This window comes from Bacteroides sp. AM32-11AC (assembly GCF_003603515.1).
Classification (GTDB): domain Bacteria; phylum Bacteroidota; class Bacteroidia; order Bacteroidales; family Bacteroidaceae; genus Bacteroides; species Bacteroides uniformis.
Genome location: NZ_QTNH01000019.1, coordinates 32295 through 55971, shown reverse-complemented (window position 1 = coordinate 55971; position 23677 = coordinate 32295). Strand labels below are relative to the sequence as shown.

Sequence of the window (23677 nt, the reverse complement as noted above, 5' to 3'; positions counted from 1 at the left end):
GAAAGGATTCGTCTATGAAAAAATACATTCTTTTCTTTTTTCTGCCCGTGCTTCTTATAGGTCTGCATGCATGCGATGAGGGGAGAATTTATGAGAATGCCGTAGTGGCCACGGGTGAAGGACGCACAGTGAAGATGACAGGCCGGATTAGTGGTGTGGATAAGTGGTCGGGCGACTATAGTGTGGTAGTGGCAGGATTTGATGATGAAAGCGATTATGCCATTGTTTCAAAGGTTGTTCCGGCATCCGAATCGGATAATGATGAAATCCAGTTGACAATGTCCGGCATAACGGATGAGGTGACAACTGTCGAGCTATGTGTAATCAATAAGTTGAGGAAGCGCATTGTCAGTTTGGTGGCAATGGAATGTACTGAAATCGCTGATACTATACTTATGGATGCAGGAACAGTTGATGCAAGTATGTACAATGCCATTCAACAAAAAATATTCAATGCCACTTGTACGGCTTGCCATGGTCTTAGCACCACTCCGGGTGGTGGCTTGAATCTGCTGGAAGGACATAGCCATGCTGATCTGGTCAACCGGGCTTCAACGACGGTGGACGGTAAAATGAGGGTTATGCCCGGTAATGCGTCAGAAAGTGTCTTGCATCTCATATTGGGTACGGACATCAGCTCGGATTGGCGTATAGACCATTCTCAGATGATAACCTCATCTGATATGCAGTCTTTGATTGGCAACTGGATTGACGATGGTGCACAGCCGTAATAATGATGGGCCTTACTGGTAATACCGGTACTTTTTTGAACAACAACGACTAATTGATATTTAATATGAAAGATAAACAACAACAAACTAATCAATCGGAGAATACCTTAACCGAAATCTTTAAATATGAGGTAGAAGCGGGTGTTTCGGAATATCATGTAATGATTCATGCCACCAGACCGGAAGCGACTTATGAAGAACAGCTGAATGCGGTGGTCGACACTTACTGCCAACTGCGTGAAAGTGAACTACAAGGTGCTGTTGCCATCTTTAAACGCTACTTTCTAAGTGACGCCGCCAATCAGGCAGATATGCTACTGGCGCTTTCGGCAGAATGTTCGGATTGTGCACTCTCCGTGGTAGAGCAGCCGCCGTTGAACGGTACAAAGATTGCACTGTGGGTCTATCTGCAGAAAGGTGTGGAAACACAGGTGCTTCATAACGGATTGTTCGAAGTGAGACATGGCGCCTACCGTCACCTTTGGGGAGGCGGCTCTTTCAATCGTGCTGCCAATTCGGAATACCAGACCCGTCTGCTGTTGAATGACTATGTGATGCAGCTGATGGAACAGGGCTGTAAGCTGGCTGATAATTGCATACGTACCTGGTTCTTTGTACAGAACGTGGATGTGAATTATGCCGGAGTGGTGAAGGCGCGTAATGAGGTGTTTGTTACCCAGGACTTGACGGAGAAGACTCATTATATTTCCAGTACCGGTATCGGTGGCCGTCATGCCGACCCAAAAGTGACGGTTCAGATGGATACTTATGCTGTAGATGGTTTGAAATCTGAACAAATTCACTACCTTTACGCACCGACACATCTGAATCCCACATACGAATACGGTGTGAGTTTCGAGCGAGGTACGTATGTGGATTATGGCGACCGTCGCCAGGTGTTTATTTCGGGTACTGCGAGCATCAATAATAAAGGTGAGGTGGTATGTCCCGGAGACATTCGCAAGCAGACGGAACGTATGTGGGAGAATGTGGAGGCTTTGTTGAAAGAGGCTGGCTGTACGTTTGATGATTTAGGACAGATGATTGTTTATCTGCGGGATGTTGCTGACTATACCGTGGTCAAAGGAATGTATGACGAGCGTTTTCCGGATACTCCGAGAGTGTTTGTATATGCTCCCGTATGTCGTCCGGGTTGGCTGATAGAGATGGAATGTATGGGAGTCAGGTCTTTAGAAAACAAGGAGTTTGCTCCATATTGATTTTTTACTTTTAATTGATAGCTCTTAATTGAAAAAGTTTCTCATAGCTGTTTATGGTTGTTTGCTGCTCATGCTTGCTGCAACTACGTTTGTAGAGCAGACGTGCAGTACGGATTTTGTAGAAAAGCATGTTTATCATACGATTTGGTTCTGTTGTTTGTGGGGAGCCCTTGCTGCGATGACTGTTGTTGTGCTTGTAAGACTGCGGTTGTGGCGGCATCTCCCGACGTTGTTGTTGCATGGCTCCTTCCTCGTGATTTTGGCGGGAGCCATGACTACGTTTCTTTGTGGCCGGAAAGGATATGTGCATCTTACTGTCGGCAGTGAGGTGAACTGCTTTTTGGAACAAGACGGCAGGCAGGTTGTAGAGTTACCGTTCACCTTACGTCTGGACAGTTTCCGGATTGAGTACTATCCGGGTACGGATGCTCCTGCAGATTATATCAGCTATATTCACGGTGAGACGCCCGTCTCCATGAACCGTATTCTTTCACGGCAGGGGTTCCGCTTTTATCAGTCTTCCTTTGATGAGGATATGCAGGGGAGCTGGCTGACAGTGAATTATGACCCGTGGGGGATAGGGATTACCTATAGTGGATACCTCTTGTTAGGTGTCTCCATGCTCTGGATGCTGGTCAGCCGGGGAGGAGAGTTCCGCAGGCTGCTGAGGCATCCGTTGTTGAAGAAGGGAGGAATGTTTGTCCTATTGTTGCTGTGTCTGGGAAGTGGGGTACATGCGCAGAAGAGAAGCCTTCCGGCACTGGCACGCAAGCAGGCGGATAGTCTTGCCCGTAAGCAGGTGATTTATAATGACCGTGTGGTTCCTTTCAATACCCTTGCGCGCGATTTTGTACTGAAACTGACGGGAAAACCGTCTTATGGAGGCATGACGCCGGAGCAGGTGATTGGTGGATGGCTTCTGCGTCCGGAAGTTTGGCAGAATGAGCCGATGATTTATATCAAAAACGAGGCACTCCGTCGCCTGCTTCATTTGGAGACACCCTATGCATGTCTGGCTGATTTGTTCGACGGTGAGAAGTATCGCTTGCAGAAGTTCTGGAAGGGGAAGCAAGACCATCATCAGAAAATGACTTCTCTGGAAAAGGCCATTGTAGAGGCGGATGAAAAGGTGGGACTGATTTTGATGCTCCAAAATGGTACATTGATTCGTCCTTTGCCGGAAGACGGGAGTGTGGAGCCTGTTTCCGATACTAAAATACAAGCCGAATTGCTGTATAACCGTATTCCTTTCAGCAAATTGCTGTTCATGTTCAACCTTACGGTGGGGATGCTGGCTTTCTTCCGTCTGCTGTATCGCGGCCTGCGCCGTTCGTCGGCATTGTCAGACTCTTCCGGTAGGATTGTAGCGCTCTCTTTCTCTTCGCGTTTGGCAGATACTTTTTTCCCGTTTTCTCTTTATGCGGCGTTTCTCTTTCAGCTCTTCGGGTATGGTCTGAGGTGGTACATCGGCGGGCGTATCCCGTTGGGTAATGGATACGAAACGATGCAGTTCATGGCATTGTGTGCGCTGTTCCTGGCTTGTCTGTTTCGGCGGCGCTTCCCGTTTATGGTGCCTTTCGGTTTTTTGCTGTCAGGTTTTGCCTTACTGGTGTCCTATTTGGGACAGATGAATCCCCAAATCACTCCCTTGATGCCCGTGCTCGTTTCTCCGTGGCTCAGTACGCATGTGTCGTTGATAATGATGTCTTATGCTTTGTTTGCCTTTATGATGCTGAACGGCATACTGGCATTGTGTCTTCGCCGTTCAGCCCGGATGTTGATGCTGCTCAGCCGATTGCTGCTTTATCCCGCCGTTTTCTTTTTGGGAGCCGGCATTTTTCTGGGTGCGGTTTGGGCCAATGCTTCTTGGGGGCGTTATTGGGCTTGGGACCCGAAGGAAGTATGGGCGCTGATTACCTTTATGGTTTATGGAGCGGCGTTCCATGCGCGCAGCCTGCGCATTTTCCGCAGTCCGTTATTCTTCCATATCTATATGGTTGCCGCCTTTCTGACAGTCCTGATGACCTATTTCGGGGTGAACTACATCCTTGGAGGAATGCACAGCTATGCCAATGCCTGATTTGTGGGTGGTTCTACCTATTTATGATGACTGACTTGTTTTATTATACCTAATTTAAGTGATTGCGTACTGTCTGCCGATGCCTTATCTTTGCAACATCAGATTTGAATGAATTAGTTAGTCATAATTACGTAACCACTTTTATGAAGATAAAAGGATCCCCGCTTCCCGATGTGATATCGTGAAGCGGGGATTTGTGTATGGCGTGACGGATACTGTGGGTAAGGTTGGATAAGGATACTTGTGGGGCATAAAGAGTCATAGGATGGGGAGGGATGACATAGGGGATGAGCTTTGTCTTCAGGCACAAGATAAACCTTAATCAATAGGCAGAGGGCTTTTCCCGTATGGAGGAGCATACTTTTGCAAGGGATTCATCCGGTTTTTCCCTATAGGCCGCAGCGGGTAGGGAAACGGTTGCCGGAAGAATCTTATAGAGAGTCCTTGATGTCGCTCAATTCTACCAGCTTGTTGACAATAGCGTAGATGGTGAGCCCTGCCGGAGAATGTATCTGCAGTTTGCGTGCAATGTTACGGCGATGGGTAATGACAGTATGGATGGAGAGGTAGAGTTTGTCGGCGATGGCTTTGTTGGTCATGCCCTTCACAACGCAGGTGATGATTTCCTTTTCGCGCTGGCTCAGGGTTTCTTGTTCGCTGTCTTTTTCTTCTTCCTCCTCGGTGTGTAGCAAGTGGTTGATTTTGGAGGCGATGACATCTACGTCATCGCACATGGCGAAGTTCTCGTCATATTCCTTCAATATGTTGTTGTCGATGACGGAGCATACCATAGCAATGTACTTGATACCGGATTTTCCGTGTTCTGCCTTGAAGGCGGGCAGGTCGAACCAGCCACCGAAAGTGGGGTTGATGATGATAATGTCTGCCGGATGCATGTGAATGTAGTTTTGCAGCGATTCCGGAGAAGAAACTTCAATAGGGTGTGCATTCAAGTTGGGAATACGCTTCAAAACAGCCGTCAGACCACTCCGGATGATGACCGAAGTTTCTGCAATGACAATCTTCAAAGAAGTATTATTGTTCATTTTTCAGTTTCCTTTCTATTTGCGCTACGGCGGGAACAAACATATAATCTTCTACCTGGCAGTGGGTGGCAAGGTCTTGTTCGCAGTTGAATATATCGAACAAGACCGCATTCAGGAGATTGTTGTTCTCCTTTTCCGGGTAGTATTTGATGATGATGTTCTTCAGCTCTTTCAGTTTGGTATCTATCTGATTATGTTTGCTGGCAAAAGTGGCGATGTTGTATTCGTCCGATAGGTTGCCTTGGAGTAATTGCTCTACATAGGTGAATACGGCCTGGTTTTCATATTCCATGTGGCGGCGTACTTCCTTGGCATATTCATCGAAGAACTTCAGGATGAGGTAGGCTACATCGTTTGTACTGGAACAATCGATGGCTTCGATGAGTTTGCGGCGGATGGCCGGCAGGTTGAAGTCGAGGAAATATGTGTGGGCACGCTTCAGATAATCCATAAGGGCGGGAATGGAAAAATCACTTTCATTGCCGCTGTAAGAGTATTGTTCTTCGCTGATAAAGTTGGCTACGGCGAGGAATGTAGGGCAATCGACGCCTTGTGCTTCGCAGACGTCCTTCACGCTCTTGTCTCCGAATCCTAATGACAGTCCGAAGCGGCTCATCACCATTAATAAGGAGTAATTGTCACAGATGAGGTCGCTCATCTTGTCCGTGGAGCGGTACTTATGTTGCTCATTCATTGTATGTTATTGTTTTTAATTCTCTGATTCGTGCGCAAAGTAACGGCTTTTATCCGAGAACTGCAATCACTATTAGTAGGTATTTTGCTTGTCGGGAGACGGTTGGAGACTGGTGTTTGCCGAATAAACTAAAAGCTTTAGTTTTATTTAACGAGAGAAATTAGTTTTTGAACTAAATAATTTAGTTATTTGCAGAAAACAAAGAATGTTATGAAAGGATTGACTGCAAAAGAAGAAGAAATCATGGGCTTTTTCTGGGAAAAGGGACCCTTGTTTGTGAAGGAAATGCTGGCATTCTATGAAGAGCCGAAACCACATTTCAATACTTTGTCCACCATTGTGAGAGGATTGGAGGATAAGGGATTCCTGAGCCATCATACGTACGGCAACACGTATCAGTATTATGCGGTGGTCAGCGAGGAGGATTTTCGCAAGCGGACACTGAAGAACGTTATCAGCAAATATTTCAATAATTCCTATCTCAGCGCAGTGTCGTCTCTGGTGAAGGAAGAGGATATATCCCTGGAAGAACTGAAGCAGTTGATACAAGACGTGGAAAAGGGAAGGGACTGAGATTGTTGAGACTCTAATAACTCTGGCTTATGAAAAACATCGGATTGGTTTGTTTGCTGCTGGTAAGTATTTGCTGCGGATTGCAGGCAAAGAAAATCGTAAAGGTACCCTATTTCATGGCATGCAATACGCGTAGCATTGAAGTGGAGCAAGTGACGCTTGGAAAAGATACGACCTGGCTGGCGGTGAGGCTTTATGGCATGCAGGGCGATAGGGTCAGGATTGATTCGACAGCTGTGTTGCGGGCATCCGGAAAGGATTACGGATATTTGGGAAATACCGGTTTTGCCAGGGATGAATGGACGCATATTCCCGCTTCCGGTGAAATGACTGCTGTTTTGAAGTTTAGTCCGCTTCCGATGGATACTGAGAGCTTTGATTTTGTAGAGACACCGGACAGTGATGAAGGATGGGTAATTTATGGTATACAGCTCAACGGAGAGAAACCTCGGGTGGATATTCCCGAACGTTTGCGGAATAAGAAACCGGATGAGGTTTTGCCATTGCCCGGACCGGAATTGAATATGGGAAAGACTGTCATAAAGGGGCAGATATTGGGGTATAAACCGGAGTATGGAGTGACGTTACGCTACTATGACTCGCCTTGGTTCTTCATGTATTTCACCGGTAAGGACTTGAAGATAGCGGAGGATGGCACGTTCCGTTATGAGACAGAGGTGCTGTTGCCGAGCGGTGCTACGCTGTGGATATCCCGTTCGAAAATAGAATTGTTTCTCGTTCCGGGTGGAGAACTGGATGTCACAATCAATCTGCCTGAAATATTCTATTCGCAAAGCCGTCTTTTAAGCCGGAAAAGGGATGGTGTAACGGACAACTGTGTTTGGTTTGAAGGAGACTATGCCGGTCTGAATACCGAGTTGCTGCGGTTCGGTGAAATGAAAAGCTTATCGGGAGCTGATGATTTTTATGCAGATATTTGTGGGATGACTCCGCAGGCATATAAAAAGTATCTGTTCAGGCATTATGAAGATATGCAAAAGAAACTTGTAAAAAACAAGGATATGAGCCAGGCTTGCCGTACTTATATTCGGGCAAATCTGGATATGAATCTGTTCAGCCTTATCTATAATTACAAGAGTAACCTTAGTTATGCCCCGATGCTTTCGGGCAGGAAGGGGGTGAAAAGGGCGGACATGACGGTGGACAGTACCTCATACTTCAAGGAAATACTGCAACTGGATATTCTGCATACCCCCGAACAGAAATATTACAATTATTATACGGACTTTGTGAAGACCGCTACCGGAAATTTCCGGGATAAGTTTGTGCAAGACCCTCTTTGGCCGGACATGCTTCTTGCCGGGCGTGCTTCCCGTAATCTGAGCAAGTACATGCCTTTGACTGAGGAAGAGCGTCGGACGGTGGACAGCATCGCTTCTCCCGACCTCAGGCAATTGTTCCTGATGAGAAACGGGAGGATTGAAGCCGAACTGAAATCAGAGTTGGAAGCTACTAAGGGAAAGACCGGATATAAGATTGTTGAGGTGGAAAAGGAGGTAGCGGCAGACAGTTTGTTGCAGGTCATTACTCGTCCTTATCGTGGCAAGATGGTACTGGTGGATATGTGGAACACCTGGTGTGGTCCTTGTATGCGGGCCATGAAAAGCCTGAAACCGTTGAAAGAGGAGCTGAAAGAGGTGGTTTATCTATATATTGTCGACGAAACATCTCCTGAAGGAAAATGGAAAGTAATGATACCGGATATACCCGGTATTCACTGTCGCATTAGCAATGAGCAAAGTACGGCATTGGCAAAGCTGTACGAATATCCGGGTATCCCGACCTATTTCGTCGTGAACCGTGAAGGAGATATTTCCTACAAAGCAACCGGATTTCCCGGAGTGGAGATGCTACGGAATGAACTGACCAAGTAACTGTAAATAGTAAATCGTAAATCCCTAAATAGTAAATAATTCCATGGGTCTGTTTTTTGTTTATATACTCAAATCTTCTGTTTGCCTGGCGATATTCTATTTGTTTTATCGCTTGTTGCTGGCACGCGAGACGTTTCATCGTTTCAACCGTTTTTCATTGTTGGGCATTTTGCTGTTGTCCTGCCTATTGCCTTTGGTAGAGGTAAGTGTGAAGCAGGAGACGGAAGTGCACCAGACGATGCTGACATTGGAGCAGTTGCTGATGATGGCAGATGCAGTGAATGCCACTGAGGCCGGAGCAAGGGCTGAAACGGCAACAGTCACCTGGATACAAGTGGCGCTGCTTGTCTATCTGGCAGGAATCGTTTTCTTTGCCTTCCGCAACGTATATTCGTTGGTACGGTTACTGATGTTGCTGAAATCGGGTAAAAAAGAGGATATCGGCAGCTACTTACCGGGCAGGAAAGAGCGCGTTACTTTGATTGTACACAACTGTGACATCGCTCCGTTCAGTTGGATGGGATATATTGTCATTTCACGGAAAGACTTGGAGGAGAACGGACGGGAAATCCTTATCCACGAGCTTGCCCATATCCATAACCGCCATTCCTGGGACTTGCTGGTGGCTGATGTCTGCATTTTCTTTCAGTGGTTCAATCCGGCATCATGGCTCCTGAAGCAGGAATTGCAGAATATTCATGAGTTTGAAGCGGATGAAACGGTGATAAAGGAGGGTGTGGATGCAAAACAGTATCAACTATTATTAATAAAAAAAGCTGTCGGCACAAGGCTCTACTCTATGGCCAACAGCTTTAATCACAGTAAACTTAAAAAACGTATCACTATGATGTTAAAAGAAAAATCAAGCCCGTGGGCACGTTTGAAGTATCTTTATGTACTTCCGGTAGCTGCCATTGCAGTGACAGCTTTTGCCCGTCCCGAAGTCTCCGATAAAGTGGAGAAGATTTCAAGCGTCAAAGTTAACGATTTGGCTGCAATTGTAGAAACAAAAGTGGCGGAAAGTGCAGGTGACACTACGAAGCCTGCCGATGTGAAGTATGTACCGGCGGAAGTCCGCAAGCAGTTGAAGGGAACTTCGGTCTTCGAGGTGGCAGAGGAGATGCCGGAATTTCCCGGCGGCGGAATGAGTGCTTTCATGGATTATATCAAGACGAATATGCGTTATCCGGCATCTGCCAAAGAGAACGGTACGCAGGGACGGGTCACTGTCCAGTTTGTGGTGGATGAAGATGGAAGCATCAAGGACTCCAAGGTGCTCCGTTCTGTGGATAAGGATATGGATGCCGAGGCGCTGCGATTGATAAACACTATGCCGAAGTGGAAGCCGGGGAGACAGAAGGGGCAGCCGGTGGCTGTGAAATTTACGGTGCCGGTGATGTTCAGGCTGGACGACGACAAACTTGAAAAAACTTCTTCTGCCAATGGTATTACAGTTGAAGGATATGCAGGTAATGGGAAAGAGCCATTGTATATTGTGGATGGAAAAGAGGTGACGCCATCTGTCATGAGTGCATTGAATCCTGATAAGATAGAACGTGTAACGGTTTTGAAAGATAAATCTGCCACGGATTTATATGGAGAAGAGGGACAGAATGGCGTTGTTCTGATAACCCTGAAACAAGGAACTCCGGGTATGGTTATCCGCCGGGGTAATGAGGTGGCAGAGAATGCTAAAGTACAGCATAAGAGTAGTCTTGATTTAATAAAGACTGTCTATATTGATGGAGAAAAGGTTGACTTGGGTACTAAAACTATCGATGATTTAATACCTGCCGAGAATATTGAGGGCATTGAGGTGAAGAAAGAGGCAGGTGGAAAAGGTGAGATTTACATCACTACTAAAAAAACTAAAGCTGTAGAAAAGACCATTGCCAAAGGCAATATGAAAGTGGAAGGCAAAGTGGTGGATGAGCAGGGTGAGCCTGTTATCGGTGCGGCTGTTCTGATAGAAGGTACCACTACGGGAAGCGTTACCGATGTCAATGGCAATTTTGTCCTTTCTGTACCTTCTAAGGATGCTGTATTGGTTGTTTCGTATATAGGCATGGCTACCGGCAAAGTGAAGGTGCAGCCCAAGCTTACGATTACGCTGAAAAGTGAATAGTCTCTAACAACTATGATAAGGAAAATTCTCTCTTTGTTTCTGATTCTGGTAGCTGTGGGGGCAGGGCTTTGCTCTGCCCAGACAGCCGGTAAGAAATATTATTTGGTGGGCGGGCTTTTCTTCGAAGGCATGCCGCCTGGTGTGGGTTCGGACAACGTGGCGGCTTTCATAATACATGAGGACGGCGCGAGACACGAGGTTACGGAACTCCGCTTGCGCAAGGGCATTGTGCTGTCTGAGGAGGTGAGAGAATATGCTACTCCTGCCGACGAGGTGCCTGGTGCGGAAGCTTTCTTGATGAGTTACCGTGGAGGAACGGGGAAGAAGTTGCCGATAGGCGGTGCCGTACAGACTTTGAAGAAGGAAGAATGGATAGGAAAGGCTTTTCCGGAATTCAAAGTGAAAGACACAGAAGGACAGGAATGGAGCAAGGCCGATGTGACGGGACGTCCTATGGTCTTGAACTTCTGGTATACCGGCTGTGGTCCTTGTATCCGTGAAATGTCGGAGCTGAACAAATGGATAGAAGTCTATCCTGATGTAACCTATCTTGCTACGACTTTTGACAGTGCTGTACAAATAAAGAAAATTGTAGAGAGCCGTCCTTTCCTCTTTACCCAGATAGCCGATGACTTGTTTTTCTTCGAGACCTTTCATGTGAGTGGTATGCCGGTCACTATACTGGTGGATAAGAAAGGCATTATCCGTCATATAGAACAAGGTACTGGAACTGCGAAACTTCGGTATATGCAGGATAAGTTGCAGAAACTTGTCAGCGAATAATTCTTTCCTGATGAATAGGGGATAAGGATTTCAGAGGATTTCTTTTGCCCTTTCACAGATTATCATACCTTTGCGAATATAAATCTAAGGAAGGCAAGGTTATGATAAAACATCTTTTTTTAATATGGGGACTGCTTGCGGCACTCACTGCTGAGCCGGTTCTGGCTTGTACATCTGCCGTCGTTTCTGGAAAGGTTACTCCTGACGGCCGTCCGTTGCTATGGAAAAACCGTGATACGGACTATCTGCGAAATCATGTTGCTTATATAAAAGGGGAGAAGTATAACTTCATTGCCGATGTGAATAGTGCTAACTTTCCTGCCTTGAAAGAGGCATGGATGGGTACAAACTCCGTTGGTTTTGCCTTGATGAACACCCAATCCTACAATCTGGTGGAAGTGAAAGATGGGGAAGAACGGGGGGCAGCCAACGGGAGGATTATCTACCGTGCCTTGGAGGTTTGTGCCACGGTGGAGGATTTCTGCCATTTCCTCGATACCATTTCCAAGCCCAGCTTGATAGAGGCCAATTTTGGCGTAATCGACGCTCAAGGCGCTGCCGCCATGTTTGAGGTGGATTATTATAAATATACGATGTATGATGCCAATAATCCCAAAGATGCTCCTTACGGCTACATTGCCCGTACCAACTTCTCTTTTGCCGGTGAAGTGAATCGGGGGGCGGGTTATGTGCGCTATATGGAGGCAGACCGGGTACTGATGAGAGCTTCTGCAATGGGGGGAATTACGCCGCAGGGTATCTTCAATGATCTTTCACGTTCGTTTCGCAATGGCATGCTCGATATTGATTTGAAGAGCGGGAAGTTTAATCGCCCGCAAGGTTCCGGTTGGTTTGTCGACCAGGATTTTATTCCCCGTAACAGCACTTCTTGTTCCATTGTGGTGCAGGGCGTAAAACCGGGTGAGAAGGCGGAACTTACTACGATGTGGACAATGCTGGGATATCCTCCTACGGGTATTGCCGTGCCGCTTTGGGTGAAGGATGCGGATAGACTTCTGCCTCCGATGGTATGTTGGGACAAGGCGTGTGTCGCCGCTCCGCTCAGTGATTGGTCACTCCGGCTTTCCAACAATGTCTTTTGTTACAATCAGGGGATGGGAACCAATCGTTATCTGAATTGGGAAAAACTGTACAATATGGAGAATAATGGCTATATGCAGCAGCTTGTTACGGTAGAGGCAGAGGTGTTTCGCCGTACATGCCTATTGTTGGACAGCTGGAGACAGCAAGGAAGCATTGATTCTCAAGAAATGCAGAAGCTTTATCAAGATGTGGAAGCACTTGTCCGAAAGGCTTATACGCCTTTGATGGAACAATGACAGTATTCCAGTATTTCCCCTTCCTGCTCCGGGTGGAACCAGTGGATTTCCTCGTCTCGTTTGAACCAGGTCATTTGCTTACGGGAATAGATGCGTGAGTTCTGCTTTATCTTTTCGATGGCAAAGGGTAATGTCCATTCACCATCCAGGTACTTGAATATTTCTTTGTAGCCTACTGTATTTAGGGAATTTAGACTTTTATGTGGGTAGACCATGCGCGCTTCTTCCACTAAACCCTCTTCCACCATTTGGTCCACCCGGCAGTTGATGCGTTCATAAAGCTCTTCCCGGTTACGTGTTAATCCTATTTTGATGATACGGAAGGGGCGTTCTTTCTTTTGTTGAGTGCGGAAGGAAGTGTAGGCCTTTCCCGTCATGTAGCAGATTTCCAAAGCATGGACTACGCGTTTGGGATTCTTCAAATCTACTATTTTGTAATATTCCGGATCCAACAGCTTAAGTTCCGCACAAAGTCTTTCCAGACCTTCTGTTTCGTATTTGTGCAGCATGAGCTGGCGTGTATCGGCATCTACGGTCGGAATGTCGTCAATTCCTTTACAGACTGCATCTACATACATCATTGAGCCTCCGGTCAGCAGTACGGTGTTATGCTTTGTAAACAGGTCTTCCAGCAGCTTCATCACTTCCGCTTCGTATTGGGCGGCACTGTAATAGTCTGTCAGCTTCAGGGTACCGACGAAGTGATGCTGTACCCGTTGCAGTTGCTCCGGTGTAGGGGCAGCCGTGCCTATCTTTAAATCTGCATAGAGTTGTCTCGAATCGGCCGAGACGATACAAGTATGGAAATGTTCTGCCAATCGGAGGCTGAGCTCTGTTTTGCCTACTCCGGTGGGACCGATAAGTACGATTAGGGTGTGCATGCGGGTAAAAAAATAGGCACGGATTACGCGGATTACACGGAATATTCAATAACAACCGTGTGTTTCCGTGTAATCCGTGCCTAAAAGAAATCTGTATGGTATGTCTGTTTAATATTTCTCTTCTTCAAAGGAGTTTCCGGCTTCGTCCAAACCGCCGAAACCCTCTTTGTCGAAATCTTCCATATCGAAGTCCTGGTCGCCGTAAAAGTTTTCGTCCAAATCAAGGGAACCGCCAGCAGCTGCCATCTCTTCAAAATCAATGGTCTGCTTGGGAGCTTCACCTGCTTTCTTGGTGCATTTGGCTCCTTTCATTTCCTTTCCGGTAATGATTTCAGAAAGCTCGATGAAGAAGCAGCGCTCAGTCATATAATCGAATACATAGAGAAGTTTCTGCTTCTCGTCTTCAACCAGTTCGCTCAGCTGGGTCTCTTTCATCACCCAACTGTCCATTTCCGGATTGTCATCCATTTCTTCCAGCGTAATTTCTTTCTCTTTCTCCCAGTCATCATCGCAAATGAAGAAAGAAGTCATCTGGTCGTTAGTGTAGCCTGCCGACTTTAGAATCGCTTCATGGAAGTCATAAAAGGTAGCTTCCGGGTCTATCTGTATTTCTCTGACAAAATCGTCCACCTCATCAGAGATGATTGTAAATCTGTAGATCATGATGATTTATAATTTATGATTTCTGACTTTGTGTAAATCATACGTTTTTCATTTTCCTGCGGGGATAATGCCGCGGGCTGATTCACGTATAAAGTTTACGATATAGCTTATTTCCGGTGTCATTTCCATTTCATCCTCGATTTTCTTCAAGGCATCCGTATTGTTCAGACCGCCTTGATAGATAATACGATAGGCATCATGGATTTTCTCAATGGTCTCGTTGGAGAAGCCACGGCGGCGTAACCCTACCACATTGATTCCCGCATAGCAGATAGGCTCGCGTCCGGCAATGATGTACGGTGGGATGTCCTTGCTGAAACGGCAGCCGCCTTGTATCATTCCATAACCGCCCACATGGCAGAATTGGTGCATCAGTACATTGGCGCTGATGATGGAATAATCGTCGATGACAATTTCACCCGCCATTTTTGTAGAGTTGCCAATGATACAGCTGTTGCCTATCAGAGCATCGTGGGCCACGTGTACACTTTCCATCAGGAGATTGTTGTTACCGACGATGGTTCTGCCTTTGGCAGCTGTACCGCGGTTGACAGTTACGTTTTCACGTATGATATTGTTGTCTCCGATTTCAGCAGTGCTTTCCTCCCCTCTGAACTTTAAATCCTGGGGAATAGCACCGATAACGGCTCCCGGGAAAATGGTGTTTCCATTGCCAATGCGTGCACCGTACAGAATGTTGACATTTGCCATAATCTTGTTGTTATCACCGATTACCACATTCTTGTCAATGAAAACAAAAGGAGCAATCTCTACGTTTTCCCCGATTTTGGCTTCGGGATGAATATACGCTAAGGGACTTATCATATTATTTACGATTTAGCTATTTACGATTTACGATTGAGAATACTTGCGATTTACTGTATATACGATTTTATCCGAATGTGATAATTCTCACGAATAATTTGAATCGTAAATCGTAAATAGTCTAATCGTAAATTTTATTATTTGTTCTTAACTATTTGCGCCATAAACTCTGCTTCGCAGACAACTTTTTCGCCTACAAACACATAGCCTTTCATGGTAGAGATGCCGCGGCGTATGGGGGCCATCAGCTCTACACGGAAGATGAGGGTATCTCCAGGTACCACTTTCTGGCGGAATTTCACACCGTCAATCTTCATGAAGTAGGTGGAGTAACGTTCCGGTTCATCCACTGAATTCAGTACAAGCAAACCTCCCGTCTGTGCCATTGCCTCTATCTGCAACACACCGGGCATTACGGGTTCCTGCGGGAAGTGTCCCTGAAAGAAAGGTTCGTTGGAAGTTACGTTCTTGACACCTACAATGTAGTTGGCACCTATTTCTATGACTTTGTCCACCAATTGCATCGGGTAACGGTGAGGCAGAAGTTCGCGGATGCGGTTTACATCCATAATCGGTTCGCGGTTGCAGTCGTAGGTAGGGGCTTGTATTTCGTGCAAACGGATTTCCTTGCGCATCTGGCGGGCGAACTTATTGTTGATAGTGTGTCCCGGGCGGGTAGCGATGATACGGCCCTTGATGGGCTTGCCTATCAAGGCCAGGTCACCGATGACATCAAGTAACTTGTGGCGGGCGCATTCATTGGGCCACACCAAAGGTTTGTGGTTGATATATCCCAATTGTTTGGCGTCCATATGAGGAACACCCATCACGTCGGCCAGCTTGTCATAGTTCTCCTGGGACATTTCGCGTTCGTAAATAACAATCGCATTGTCAAGGTCGCCGCCCTTGATAAGACCGGCTTGCAGCAACGGCTCAATTTCGCGTACAAACACGAAAGTACGGCTTGCGGCGATTTCATCCTTGAACTTCGTCATGTCCTCCAGCGTTGCAAACTGGTTGGGGAGGATGTTGGAATCGTATGATACCAATACATTCAAGCTGAAGTTCTCGTCCGGCAACACGATGATGGAAGAGCCGGTTGTTTCGTCACGGAATTCAATTTTGGACTTGATGATATAGAAATCTTTTACGGCATTTTGTTCTACAGTGCCTACGCGCTCTATTTCGTTGACATAATATTGGGCGCTTCCGTCCAGAATGGGAAATTCCGGTCCGTTTACCTGTATCAAGCAGTTATCGATACCCAATGCATAGAGGGCTGCCATACCATGCTCCACTGTGCTCACCTTTACTCCGTTTTTGGAGATTACAGTTCCACGGGTAGTTTCGGATACGTTGTCTGCAACGGCATCGAAGGTAGGCTGTCCTTCCAAGTCGATACGTTGGATTTTGTATCCATGGTTATCCGGAGCAGGATTGAAAGTAACGGTTAGGTCAAGTCCCGTATGAAGACCTTTTCCACTAAGCGAAAAGCTATCTTTTAGAGTCTTTTGTTTTAACATTGGTTACTTATTTAATAGTTGTTTAAGTTCATTCAATTCTTTGCGGAGCTGGCGCAGTTCCACTTGCATTTCCGGCAAACTTCTTTGTGCGATGGATGCCTTGAAATATTGTTTCAGCTCCATAGGAGGGGTACCGATAAGCTGGCTACCGTCCTTTATGCTACTGGGAACACCAGACTGTGCGCCAAGGTTCACTTTGTTGCCAATATGAATATGACCTGCAATGCCTACCTGCCCGCCGAACATGCACCATTCTCCTATCTTGGTAGAACCTGCTACACCTACTTGCGCCGCCATTACGGTGTGGGAGCCTATTTCATCATTGTGTGCCACCTGAATCAAATTATCCAGTTTCACGCCGCTATGTACGATGGTGGCTCCCATAGTAGCACGGTCCACACACGTGTTGGCACCGATTTCCACATGGTCTTCCAGGATAGTGATACCTATTTGCGGTATTTTTTCATAGCCCTCGGAAGTGGGGGCGAAGCCGAAACCGTCTGCACCGATAACGCAACCGGAGTGCAGGATGCAGTGGTTTCCTACCCGGCAATCGTGGTAGATGGTGGAGTTAGCGTAAATAATACAGTCATTGCCCACTTTGGCACCGCTGCCAATCGTGACGTGCGGATGAATGACCGTATTGTCTCCCACCTCTGCGTATTCGCCAATGCAGGCAAAAGGCGCAATGTAAACATCCTTGCCAATTTTAGCTGTCTCGGCAACAAAGGCCAGAGAGTCAATTCCCACCCGCTTTGGCTTGCTTTGCTCATAAAGATTTAGCAATTTAGCAAGACTTTCATACGCATTGTCCACTTTAATCAGGGTGGCTTTCACTTCTTGTTCCGGAACAAAGTCCTTGTTTACCAGAACAATGCTTGATTGGGTTTCGTATATGTAGGGGGTATATTTGGGGTTGGATAGAAAGGAGATGGCTCCCGGTATTCCCTCTTCGATTTTCGCAAAGGTGTGAACGGTAGCATTCTCGTCTCCAACAATTTCTCCTTGGATAAATGTTGCAATTTGTTTAGCAGAGAACTCCATGTCTTATTCTTGTTAGATGGTTTCAAAACGCAAATAACGGACTTTTTTTTTATATTTCCTTGTCCTGAGGTGAATATTTTATACTTATCTATGCAAACGTTGGTAGCATAAGTAGTACTTTTTTACTTTCTTGGACAGAAGAGAGATATTGAGCATATCCGATGCTTCGGCAATATTCTTGATGCTGCCGTCGTTGTAGAGGATGTCAATACTGTCATCTGCCTCGTCGTACATATTCTTCTCGATGCTGGGGGTAGAGATGAAATATCTCGCTTCGGAGAGAGGGATGTTCAGTTGTTCACTGATTTGCAAAGTTAGTTCTTTTTTCCGTTCCTCACTAATAGGTTCGGTAGAAATCTCGACTTTGAAGATGTTTCGGTTAATCATGCCGGCGCTCAAGGTGGACAAAACCTTGTCCGAATGGCGGCTCCATACCTTGAGGGCAGTCCAGATGTCATTATCGTCCAACTGAATGAAATTCTCCAAACATTCGGGATTGTTGTAGAATGCCTCCCGGCTGATGTCGTTGTATAGAAAGAATTTCAAGGCGGGTGAGGCAAAGAGGTCTATGCCGCGGCTTGCCAGTTCCTTGGCGCGGAGCAGGGTGCTAATCAGCATTTTCTCGTAGGCAACGGAGGTTTTGTGCAGATAGACTTGCCAGTACATCAGGCGGCGGGCAGTGAGGAAGTTCTCAATAGAATAGATGCCTTTGGACTCTACTACCAGGTGGTCATCCTTTACATCCAGCATCTTGATAATGCGGGCGGAGCCAATGTTGCCTTCGGTCACTCCGGTATAGAAGCTGTCGCGGCGCAGGTAGTCCAGGCGGTCCATATCCAGTTGCCCGCTTACCAGTTGGTGCAGGAAGCGCTTGGGGTATTCATCCTTGAAAATTTGAATGGCGAGTGTCAACTGTCCGTTCATTTCCTTGTTGATACGTTCCATCAGCATCAAGGAGATGTCTTCGTGGGAGACGCCCTGCACGATGGTATTTTCCAGTACGTGGGAGAAGGGGCCGTGGCCGATGTCGTGCATCAGGATAGCGGCTTCCACAGCTTCGGCTTCGCTGTCGAAGATAAAGTTTCCTTTGGTGGCAAGTTGCTGGATGGCCTCACTCATCAGGTAGAAGGCTCCCAAAGAGTGTTGGAACCGTGTATGCTGCGCACCGGGATATACGACAGAGGACAACCCCAGTTGCTTGATACGGTTTAGACGTTGCAAAAGAGGATGTCGTACAACATCGTACAACAACCCCTTTGGTATGTTGATGAACCCGAAGACAGGGTCGTTGATAATCTTTCTTTCGAACATTAAGCGTTAGTCGTTAATCACTTTTTTCAACTCTTCCGCCATCTGTGCCTGCACTTCTTGGGCTGCTTTTCGGCTGGCGGCGGCGAAGTTCTCTGTCTTGTCCACGTAGATGATGCCACGGCTGGAGTTGACAATCAGGCCGCAAGTCTTGTTCATGCCATACTTGCAGACTTCTTCCAGGGAGCCGCCTTGTGCGCCTACACCGGGAACCAATAGGAAGTGTTCGGGAACAATCTTGCGGATATCTTCGAAGGCGCGGCCTTGTGTGGCGCCTACTACGTACATCATCTGTTCGTCACTGGCCCACTCCTGGGATTTGCGGAGCACTTTTTCGAAGAGGCGTTCGCCGTTGGTGTCTTCCGTCAGCTGGAAGTCGTGCGAGCCTTTGTTGCTGGTCAACGCAAGCAGGATTACCCATTTGCCTTCGTACGTAAGGAACGGGGTCACACTGTCTTCGCCCATGTAGGGAGCTACGGTTACGGAATCTATATCCAGCTCTTCGAAGAAGGTACGGGCATACATGGCAGAGGTGTTCCCGATGTCACCGCGTTTGGCGTCGGCGATGATGAATTGGTCGGGATAGTTCTGCTTGATGTAGTTTACGGTTTTCTCGAAAGCTATCCAGCCTTTCACGCCCATGCTCTCATAAAATGCCAGATTGGGCTTGTAGGCGATGCAGAGGTCGGCAGTAGCGTCGATGATGGCTTTGTTGAAAGCGAATATAGGGTCTTCCTCTTTCAGAAGATGTTCGGGTATTTTCTTGATGTCGGTGTCAAGACCTACGCAAAGGAATGACTTCTTGCGCTTGATGTTCTCGAATAATTGCTGTTTGTTCATATTATTTTTTAGTTACGGGTTACTTATCACTGCCTTACAGTTCGCTCTCTTTCAGTCTTTCTGCATTTTCCGCCACAATCAGGTGGTCGATGCAGTCTTGGATGTCTCCGTCCATGAAGGCGGCGAGATTGTAGATGGTGTAGTTGATGCGGTGGTCCGTGATGCGTCCTTGCGGATAGTTGTAGGTGCGTATCTTGGCGGAGCGGTCGCCAGTGCTGACCATCGTCTTACGCTTGGAGGCGATGTCGTCGATGTACTTCTGGTGTTCCTTATCGTAGATGAAGGTACGCAAGCGCGAGAGGGCGCGTTCCTTGTTCTTGGGCTGGTCGCGCGTCTCGGTACATTCGATGAGGATTTCTTCGACTATGCCTGTGTTGGGATTCTTCCAGTTGTAGCGCAGGCGCACGCCGGATTCCACCTTGTTCACGTTCTGACCGCCGGCACCACCGCTTCGGAAGGTGTCCCACTTGATTTCACCTTCGTTGATAACTACGTCGAACTCTTCGGCTTCGGGAAGCACGGCTACGCTGGCGGCTGAGGTGTGTACCCGTCCTTGCGTTTCTGTGGCCGGTACGCGCTGCACGCGGTGCACGCCCGATTCATATTTCAGTGTGCCGTATACATTGTCGCCCGTCACGGAGCAGACAATTTCCTTGAAACCGCCGGCTGCACCTTCGTTGGCGCTGGATATCTCCATTTTCCATCCCTTGGATTCGCAATACTTGGTGTACATGCGGAAGAGGTCGCCGGCAAAGATTGCCGCTTCGTCACCACCCGTGCCGCCACGAATTTCGAGGATGGCATTACGGCCATCCTGCGGGTCGGCGGGGACGAGCAGCAGCTTTATCTGCTCTTCCAGTTCCGGTTGGCGGGCTTGGCAGGCATCCAGCTCTTCGCGTGCCATTTCCCGCATCTCCTGGTCTGTTTCGTTGGCGATAATTTCTTTGGCTTCTTCTATGCCGCCCAGTACTTGCATGTACTCTTTGCGGGCATTCATCAGGTCGCCCAGTTCTTTATATTCTTTGGTGAGCTTGACGTAACGCTTCTGGTCCGCAATCACTGCCGGGTCTGTAATCAAGGTCGACACTTCTTCGAAGCGGGCGACAAGCCCTTCCAGCTTTTCGAGTATGGTATTGTTGTCTGCCATATATTTAATACTTGAACTCTCCGAATTCGCTCTTGATAATCAGTTCTTTCTTGTCGCTTTCTTCCACGCGGCCTACAATCTGTGCATCGATGTTGAAACTCTTCGAAATAGCAATCACCTCTTCTGCATGTTCGGGAGAGAGGTACACTTCCAGGCGATGCCCCATATTGAACACCTTGTACATTTCGCTCCAGTCCGTATCGCTCTGCTCCTTGATGGTCTTGAACAACGGTGGAACGGGGAAGAGATTGTCTTTGATGACACGGCAGTTGTCTCCCACAAAGTGCAGTACCTTGGTTTGTGCGCCGCCCGAGCAGTGTACCATACCGTGGATTTGGGGACGGAGCGCATCGAGCAGCTTCTTAACTACCGGTGCGTAGGTGCGGGTGGGGGAAAGTACCAGCTTTCCTGCATCCAGCGGACTGTCTTCGACACTGTCTGTCAGTTTTAGCTTGCCACTGTATACCAGCTCTTCGGGTACAGCCTTGTCATAGCTTTCAGGGTATTTCTCTGCCAGGTATTTGGAGAATACATCGTGGCGTGCGCTGGTCAGTCCGTTACTGCCCATACCGCCATTGTATTCTTTCTCATAAGTAGCCTTTCCGTAAGATGCCAGACCTACAATCACATCGCCCGGACGGATATTGGCATTGTCTATAACATCTGAGCGCTTCATGCGGCAGGTCACTGTCGAGTCTACGATAATGGTACGTACAAGGTCGCCCACATCGGCTGTTTCGCCACCGGTGGCATAAACGCCTACTCCCATTTCGCGGAGTTCGGCAAGCAGTTCATCCGTACCGTTGATGATGGCTGAGATTACTTCGCCGGGGATGAGCAGTTTATTACGTCCGATGGTAGAGGATACCAGAATGTTGTCTACCGCACCCACACAAAGCAGGTCGTCGATGTTCATAATCAGTGCATCTTGTGCAATGCCTTTCCACACACCCAGGTCGCCGGTTTCCTTCCAGTACATATAGGCAAGACTGGACTTGGTGCCTGCTCCATCGGCATGCATAATGTTGCAATACTCCGGGTCACCGCCCAAAATGTCGGGGATAATTTTGCAGAAAGCCTGCGGGAAAATACCTTTGTCGATATTCTTGATGGCGTTGTGCACATCTTCCTTTGATGCGCTGACGCCTCGCATCATGTATCGTTGATTACTCATGAGATAATAGGTTTGTTCAATTGAATGTGCAAAGATACATCTAATCTTCTACAACACAAAGCGAGGCACAAAGTTTCTCGCCTTTGTGCCTCGCTATAGAGTTGTGTATTTATCAGAATTGTACCTGGGGAGCTTGTTCCGCTCCTTCTGCCGCTTCGAAATAAGCTCGTTTCTCAAAACCGAAGAGACCGGCAAGGATATTCTTGGGGAAACGGCGAATGGCTGTATTGAAGTTCTTGGCTGCATTGTTGAAGTTGGTACGTGCTACGTTGATACGGTTTTCCGTACCTTCCAGCTGTGCCTGCAGTTCCAGGAAATTCTGATTTGCTTTCAAGTCCGGATAGTTTTCTGTGATGGCAAGCAATTTACCGAGGGCGGAAGTCACCGCACCTTGTGCTTTCTGATATTCAGCCAGCTTTTCCGGAGTAAGGTCTGCCGCATCCACTTTGATTTGAGTGGCTTTGCTGCGGGCTTCTACTACACCTTCCAGTGTTTCCTTCTCGTGCGTGGCATATCCTTTCACGGTATTCACCAAGTTCGGAATCAGGTCGGCACGGCGTTGGTATTGGGTTTCTACGTTCGACCATTGTCCGCTGACATTTTCGTCCATGGTTACGAGTCCGTTATAGCCGGTTACACCCCAAATGGCGAGAAGAGCTATAACAACGATAATGATAATGGTTGATTTCTTCATACTTTTCATTTTTAGGCCTCACCTCCGATTCCTCTCCGATAGAGAGAGGGGAGGAGGGGAAGGCAGTTATTAATCATTTAATTATATTCTATGTAAACGTTTTATTTTCTTCCAGTATCCTCGAAGGTGTGTCAAAACGGTTGATGGCACACAGATGACACATCCTCGGCGTTAGAACCGGGAACCGGCTCCACCGCCACCTCCCATACCGCCTCCGAAGCTACCACCGCTGAAGCCTCCTCCGCCACTTCCGCCGAAGAGACCTCCACCACCGAAGATGACCGGACCACCTCCGCCTCCTCCCCGGTAATTTTCATCGTATGACTGCTGGCGGCGCACTACTTTATGTCCGCAATTGCGGCAGGTGTAGGTCACATCTTCCGTTTTCACTCCATTGCGGCGTGAGATGAGTATGCTGCTGCTACGTTGCAATTTATGTTGTCCGCAGTTGGGGCATTTGTTGGCAGCGCGTTGGGCAAGGATGCCTATAATAGATGCCACTGCGAGGAAACCGATAAGCCCCAGTAGGATACCTCCTACGGAGAGGTCATCCTCCTCTTCCGTGTCATTCACCATAGTGCCGTCAAGACGTGAACAGACTGCCTTTACACCCGCTACCATTCCAGCATCCCAATTACCGTCTTTCAGATAGGGAATCATGTATTTGGTCTGTATACGTTTGCAGATGGCATCAGGAAGGTCCCCTTCTAAACCGTATCCCGTATAAAACTGGATGCAGCGTTGGTCGGTTACCAGCAGAATGACCAAACCGTTGTTTTTTTCTTTTTTCCCTACTCCCCATTCATTGAGCAGCTGGTGTGAGAAATCAAAACAGTCTTCTTGTCCGATGGACGGGACAACGGCAACTACCGTTTCAATGCCAGTTTGCTGCTCCAATGCATAGAGCATACGGTCTATATTGTCACATGCCTCCGTGGATAGGATTCCGGCTGGGTTGCACACATAGCGTGTCTTGTCCTGAAGGTGTACTTTAGGAATATTCTTAGTGGTGTAGACTTCTTGTGCCTGCAAGGATAAGAGCAGGCATAAGAAGAATGTTATGGAAATAAATCGTCTCATACTACCAATAT

21 protein-coding genes are annotated in these 23677 nt (G+C 47.4%); 8 read left to right on the top strand and 13 right to left on the bottom strand.

Annotation, left to right across the window (positions count from 1 at the left end):
- Positions 1 to 14: 14 nt before the first annotated feature.
- The 3 genes from DW800_RS17885 (at position 15) to ccsA (ending at position 4031) form a co-directional block, all read left to right on the top strand.
- Positions 15 to 731: a hypothetical protein gene (locus DW800_RS17885; protein ID WP_008665536.1), complete on the top strand. Its 717-nt coding sequence runs from the start codon at positions 15 to 17 to the stop codon at positions 729 to 731.
- A 65-nt stretch (positions 732 to 796) separates the two neighbouring features.
- Positions 797 to 1951 (top strand): Rid family hydrolase, encoded by a 1155-nt coding sequence (locus DW800_RS17880; RefSeq protein WP_022401731.1) that lies wholly within the window; start codon positions 797 to 799, stop codon positions 1949 to 1951.
- Positions 1952 to 1979: 28 nt separating this feature from the next.
- Positions 1980 to 4031 carry a cytochrome c biogenesis protein CcsA gene (ccsA, locus tag DW800_RS17875; protein WP_057282006.1) on the top strand — a complete coding sequence of 684 codons (2052 nt, stop codon included), beginning with the start codon at positions 1980 to 1982 and terminating at the stop codon, positions 4029 to 4031.
- A gap of 431 nt (positions 4032 to 4462) precedes the next feature.
- On the opposite strand, the gene DW800_RS17870 is transcribed toward ccsA, so the two are convergent.
- Complete coding sequence (locus DW800_RS17870) at positions 4463 to 5077, bottom strand: response regulator transcription factor (protein WP_005823789.1); 615 nt, start codon at positions 5075 to 5077, stop codon at positions 4463 to 4465.
- Positions 5067 to 5771 (bottom strand): hemerythrin domain-containing protein, encoded by a 705-nt coding sequence (locus DW800_RS17865; RefSeq protein ID WP_008665531.1) that lies wholly within the window; start codon positions 5769 to 5771, stop codon positions 5067 to 5069. The genes DW800_RS17870 and DW800_RS17865 overlap by 11 nt, the downstream gene beginning before the upstream one ends.
- 210 nt (positions 5772 to 5981) lie before the next feature.
- On the opposite strand from DW800_RS17865, the gene DW800_RS17860 reads away from it, so the two are divergent.
- The 5 genes from DW800_RS17860 to DW800_RS17840 all read left to right on the top strand — a co-directional run bounded on the left by DW800_RS17860 (position 5982) and on the right by DW800_RS17840 (position 12487).
- On the top strand, positions 5982 to 6344 hold the full coding sequence (locus DW800_RS17860) for a BlaI/MecI/CopY family transcriptional regulator (RefSeq protein ID WP_005823785.1): 363 nt from the start codon (positions 5982 to 5984) through the stop codon (positions 6342 to 6344).
- Positions 6345 to 6373: 29 nt separating this feature from the next.
- Positions 6374 to 8239 (top strand): TlpA family protein disulfide reductase, encoded by a 1866-nt coding sequence (locus DW800_RS17855; protein WP_005823784.1) that lies wholly within the window; start codon positions 6374 to 6376, stop codon positions 8237 to 8239.
- A 43-nt stretch (positions 8240 to 8282) separates the two neighbouring features.
- Complete coding sequence (locus DW800_RS17850; protein WP_057088472.1) at positions 8283 to 10364, top strand: M56 family metallopeptidase; 2082 nt, start codon at positions 8283 to 8285, stop codon at positions 10362 to 10364.
- A 12-nt stretch (positions 10365 to 10376) separates the two neighbouring features.
- Positions 10377 to 11147 carry a TlpA family protein disulfide reductase gene (locus DW800_RS17845; RefSeq protein WP_022401726.1) on the top strand — a complete coding sequence of 257 codons (771 nt, stop codon included), beginning with the start codon at positions 10377 to 10379 and terminating at the stop codon, positions 11145 to 11147.
- Between the two features lie 101 nt (positions 11148 to 11248).
- On the top strand, positions 11249 to 12487 hold the full coding sequence (locus DW800_RS17840; RefSeq protein ID WP_117887397.1) for a carcinine hydrolase/isopenicillin-N N-acyltransferase family protein: 1239 nt from the start codon (positions 11249 to 11251) through the stop codon (positions 12485 to 12487).
- On the opposite strand, the gene miaA is transcribed toward DW800_RS17840, so the two are convergent.
- From miaA to DW800_RS17785, 11 genes are all read right to left on the bottom strand, one after another.
- Positions 12463 to 13368: a tRNA (adenosine(37)-N6)-dimethylallyltransferase MiaA gene (miaA, locus tag DW800_RS17835; RefSeq protein ID WP_005823716.1), complete on the bottom strand. Its 906-nt coding sequence runs from the start codon at positions 13366 to 13368 to the stop codon at positions 12463 to 12465. The two genes, DW800_RS17840 and miaA, sit on opposite strands and share 25 nt — an antisense overlap.
- Positions 13369 to 13476: 108 nt before the next feature.
- Positions 13477 to 14031, bottom strand: coding sequence for an IS1096 element passenger TnpR family protein (locus DW800_RS17830; RefSeq protein ID WP_005823714.1), 555 nt, complete (start codon positions 14029 to 14031; stop codon positions 13477 to 13479).
- A 48-nt stretch (positions 14032 to 14079) separates the two neighbouring features.
- Positions 14080 to 14856 carry an acyl-ACP--UDP-N-acetylglucosamine O-acyltransferase gene (gene lpxA, locus DW800_RS17825; RefSeq protein WP_005823711.1) on the bottom strand — a complete coding sequence of 259 codons (777 nt, stop codon included), beginning with the start codon at positions 14854 to 14856 and terminating at the stop codon, positions 14080 to 14082.
- A 137-nt stretch (positions 14857 to 14993) separates the two neighbouring features.
- Entirely contained in the window at positions 14994 to 16379 is a 1386-nt protein-coding gene (locus tag DW800_RS17820; RefSeq protein WP_005823709.1) for a bifunctional UDP-3-O-[3-hydroxymyristoyl] N-acetylglucosamine deacetylase/3-hydroxyacyl-ACP dehydratase, read from the bottom strand.
- A 3-nt stretch (positions 16380 to 16382) separates the two neighbouring features.
- Positions 16383 to 17423 carry a UDP-3-O-(3-hydroxymyristoyl)glucosamine N-acyltransferase gene (gene lpxD, locus DW800_RS17815; RefSeq protein WP_005823705.1) on the bottom strand — a complete coding sequence of 347 codons (1041 nt, stop codon included), beginning with the start codon at positions 17421 to 17423 and terminating at the stop codon, positions 16383 to 16385.
- 84 nt (positions 17424 to 17507) lie between these two features.
- Positions 17508 to 18734, bottom strand: a complete 1227-nt coding sequence (locus DW800_RS17810) for an HD domain-containing protein (protein ID WP_005835351.1) — start codon at positions 18732 to 18734, stop codon at positions 17508 to 17510.
- A 6-nt stretch (positions 18735 to 18740) separates the two neighbouring features.
- Positions 18741 to 19571 (bottom strand): orotidine-5'-phosphate decarboxylase, encoded by an 831-nt coding sequence (gene pyrF / locus DW800_RS17805; protein ID WP_005835353.1) that lies wholly within the window; start codon positions 19569 to 19571, stop codon positions 18741 to 18743.
- Positions 19572 to 19605: 34 nt separating this feature from the next.
- Positions 19606 to 20718, bottom strand: a complete 1113-nt coding sequence (prfA, locus tag DW800_RS17800; RefSeq protein ID WP_016272584.1) for a peptide chain release factor 1 — start codon at positions 20716 to 20718, stop codon at positions 19606 to 19608.
- 4 nt (positions 20719 to 20722) lie between these two features.
- Positions 20723 to 21892 (bottom strand): AIR synthase-related protein, encoded by a 1170-nt coding sequence (locus tag DW800_RS17795; RefSeq protein ID WP_005835357.1) that lies wholly within the window; start codon positions 21890 to 21892, stop codon positions 20723 to 20725.
- 112 nt (positions 21893 to 22004) lie between these two features.
- Entirely contained in the window at positions 22005 to 22586 is a 582-nt protein-coding gene (locus tag DW800_RS17790; RefSeq protein WP_005835359.1) for a LemA family protein, read from the bottom strand.
- Positions 22587 to 22757: 171 nt separating this feature from the next.
- Positions 22758 to 23666, bottom strand: coding sequence for a TPM domain-containing protein (locus DW800_RS17785; protein WP_005823693.1), 909 nt, complete (start codon positions 23664 to 23666; stop codon positions 22758 to 22760).
- Positions 23667 to 23677 lie beyond the last annotated feature (11 nt).